The sequence below is a fragment of the Pseudomonas sp. GM84 genome, from assembly GCF_000282535.1.
Lineage (GTDB): Bacteria > Pseudomonadota > Gammaproteobacteria > Pseudomonadales > Pseudomonadaceae > Aquipseudomonas.
In genome coordinates, this window is the sequence record NZ_AKJC01000069.1 from 1 (window position 1) to 2,783 (window position 2,783).

The 2,783-nt window shown below is 61.7% G+C and carries 3 protein-coding genes; 1 reads left to right on the plus strand and 2 read right to left on the minus strand.

The genetic code is table 11. The features are described 5' to 3' along the window. Window positions 1–30: 30 nt before the first annotated feature. Entirely contained in the window at window positions 31–387 is a 357-nt protein-coding gene (queD, locus tag PMI38_RS03860; protein WP_008090972.1) for a 6-carboxytetrahydropterin synthase QueD, read from the minus strand. Between the two features lie 53 nt (window positions 388–440). After that, window positions 441–1,520, minus strand: coding sequence for a hypothetical protein (locus PMI38_RS03865; RefSeq protein WP_008090974.1), 1,080 nt, complete (start codon window positions 1,518–1,520; stop codon window positions 441–443). Between the two features lie 281 nt (window positions 1,521–1,801). Between PMI38_RS03865 and PMI38_RS03870 the strand changes: the two genes are divergently transcribed. Continuing rightward, on the plus strand, window positions 1,802–2,770 hold the full coding sequence (locus PMI38_RS03870; RefSeq protein WP_008090976.1) for an IS110 family transposase: 969 nt from the start codon (window positions 1,802–1,804) through the stop codon (window positions 2,768–2,770). The last annotated feature ends 13 nt before the right edge of the window (window positions 2,771–2,783 follow it).

The window sequence follows — 2,783 nt, forward strand, 5'->3', positions numbered from 1 at the left end:
GCCGGCGATAGGGCCCGTGAATAGGCCGAATCAGTCGCCGGTATATTCGCACCCGCTGGTGCAGGTCTCGTGGATGCGCACCTTGGACAGCTCAGGCAGCAGCGGCTTGACCTGCTCCCAGATCCACTTGGCGATCACTTCGCTGGTCGGGTTCTCCAGGCCAGGAATGTCGTTCAGGTAGTTGTGGTCCAACTGCTCGTAGATCGGCTTGAAGATCGCCTTGATCTCGGAAAAATCGCGGATCCAGCCAGTGTGCGGATCGAGCGGCCCGGTCAGGTGCAGAGCCACCTTGAACGAGTGACCGTGCAGGCGGCCGCACTTGTGCCCGGCGACGACGTTGGGCAGGCGGTGGGCCGATTCGAACGTAAATTCCTTGAAGATTTCCACGCTGTCATAACTCTGTGTGAATCAATGTTGCGCGCAGTCTACCAGCATGGCCGCTACAAGGCTTGCAGGCGTTCATGCAGCCGCTCGGTGGCAATCAGCTCCAGCAGTTCGTCGCCCAGGCGCCGGCTTTCGGCAATGGCTTTGTACCAGTAGCGCTTGCGGCTCGGCGCGTCGCCCATGAAGCGCTTGAAGTCGTTGCGGTCGGGCAGCTTGCCGAAGGGCAGGGCGGCCAGGTACTGCGGCGAGGGGGTCATCAACAGCACATTCTGCAGGCGCGTGGCATCGCCCTTGCGCCACGGCAGGGCCTTGTCGAACCAGCCGGGCACCACTTTGTCGGTGAAATGCGGGTAGAGCACCAGGTCGTCGCCGCGGTACGGCAAGTCCAGGTGGTAATCGAGCAAGCCGCCATCGCGGTAGGTGCCGGCACCGGCACCGGGAATGTCGCGCACGCCCTCCATCACCATCGGGATCGAGCCTGAAGCCAGCAGCCCATGGCGCAGGTTGGCCAGGTCCAGCGGCAGGCAGCGCGAGGGGAAGTCGGTAAGGGCGTCGAGGGGCGGGGCAGCGCGCTCGTCGTGCAGGATGATGCGTTCGAAATGCCGGGCCAGGCGCGAACGGCCCAGCAAATTGCTGGCAATGACCGACGACAGGCCCATCCCCAGGCGCCCGCGGTGGTCATGGGCGAGCTGCCCGTGGCTCTTCACCACCAGAATATTGAGGCGGTAGTGCGGGTTGGCGAGGATCTGCCCATCGCGGCCTTGCAGCAGGTCGTCGAGCATGCGCTGGCAACTGCGGCTGATCTCGGTCGGCGTTACACCCTTGGCAAAATCCTGCTCGGTGTACAGCTCACCCAGCCGGCGGAGGCCCGCCACCGGGTCGTCGAGGCAGGCACTGGCGAAGCGCCAGGAGCCGATCGAGGCGCCGATCAATGCGCGCTGACGGGGTGCCGATGGCAACCATTCGCCGAACAGCGCCAGGTCCAGGCCCTGGATGCCCAACGGTTTCGGCCCGCCGGCCGCGCCTGGCAATACTCCGACGTCCTCGGCCCGCAAGCCGCGTTCACGGATCTGGTGCAGGGCGCGGCGGCCGGCCTTGAAGGTCAGGGCGGGGTATTTGATGTGAATGGCGCTCATGACGGATCTCGCGGGCAACAGGCGGGTCATTATAGGGGGTTCGAGGGCCTTATCGCCGGCAAGCCGGCTTGTGTCTTGAGAGGGGATTAGAATCTGGAGTGAGAGCGGTGAATGGCAAGCTGACTGCCGGAGGTGCCTTGAGCACGAGTGGGAGCACAAGCTGCCATTCACCGTTCCACTTTGGCGAGAGCCCGAACAGTTGGATGAGGGCCTAATCTCGAATCACAAGCGTGGGCCACGCCAAAGCACTCTCACTCAGTTGAGTCTAGGAGGTTTTGGTGATGGCTTCCTTCTTGGGTATCGACGTTTCCGGTCTTTCACTGGATGCCCTGGTGCGACCAGAGGGCATCAAAATCAGTGTGCCTAATGATTCAGCGGGATTTGTGGCGCTGGAGAAGAGCCTTCGAGGGCTCAACATCAAGCGCATCTTGCTAGAGGCCACGGGCGGCTACGAGCGCGAAGTCATGCGCTTTCTGCAGGACGCTGGGTACAAGGTCCTACGGGTCAACCCCAGGCGAGCCCGCTCTTTCGCTGATTCCATGGGCATCAAGGCCAAGACCGATGCGATCGACGCCGAGGTGCTGGCGCATTTCGCCGAAGTCATTCCCGACAAGCCTGCTCTGCAGATAAGCCCGGACAGGGCTCTGCTGCGGGAGCTCCTGCAGCAACGTGATCGCTTGGTTCAACAGCGAGATGACGACCGGCGACGCCTGAAGCAGACTCAGTCGATGGTGGTCGCCCATTTCCTGAAAGCCAACCTCCAGCACTTCAGGTTGCAGATCAAGTTGGTTGAGCAAGCGATCAAACAGCAAGCCGCGATCCTGAACGATGAACGGATTGCTCAGTTGATTCAGGTTAAGGGCATTGGGCTGGTGACAGCAGGCAAGCTGGTAGCGCTCCTGCCGGAACTGGGTCGTGTGGAATCCAGAGAGATAGCATCCCTGGTGGGCGTAGCACCCTTTAACCACGACAGCGGAAAATCCGTGGGCAAGCGCTCTATCTCGGGAGGCAGATTTGAGGTCAGGCGCGCGCTGTACATGGCGTGCCTGGTGGCGGTGAAACATAACCCAGCGCTCAAAGCGCGGTATGAGGCACTGCGTGGACGAGGAAAGTTTGCCAAGGTCGCTATCGTGGCCTGCATGAGGATCTTCATCGTAAGGCTCAATGCGATGCTCAGGACGGGTACACCATGGCGGGATTTAGCCTTGCCAGTGCCCGAGAATACAGCCCAATTGCAGGGCACAGCGTGATCCATGTGGGAGC

What these genes read in the sequence shown, in the direction of transcription:
- PMI38_RS03865 (WP_008090974.1), bottom strand. Translation starts at nt 1,520, where the DNA reads ATGAGCGCCATTCACATCAAATACCCCGCCCTGACCTTCAAGGCCGGC.
- PMI38_RS03870 (WP_008090976.1), top strand. Translation starts at nt 1,802, where the DNA reads ATGGCTTCCTTCTTGGGTATCGACGTTTCCGGTCTTTCACTGGATGCC.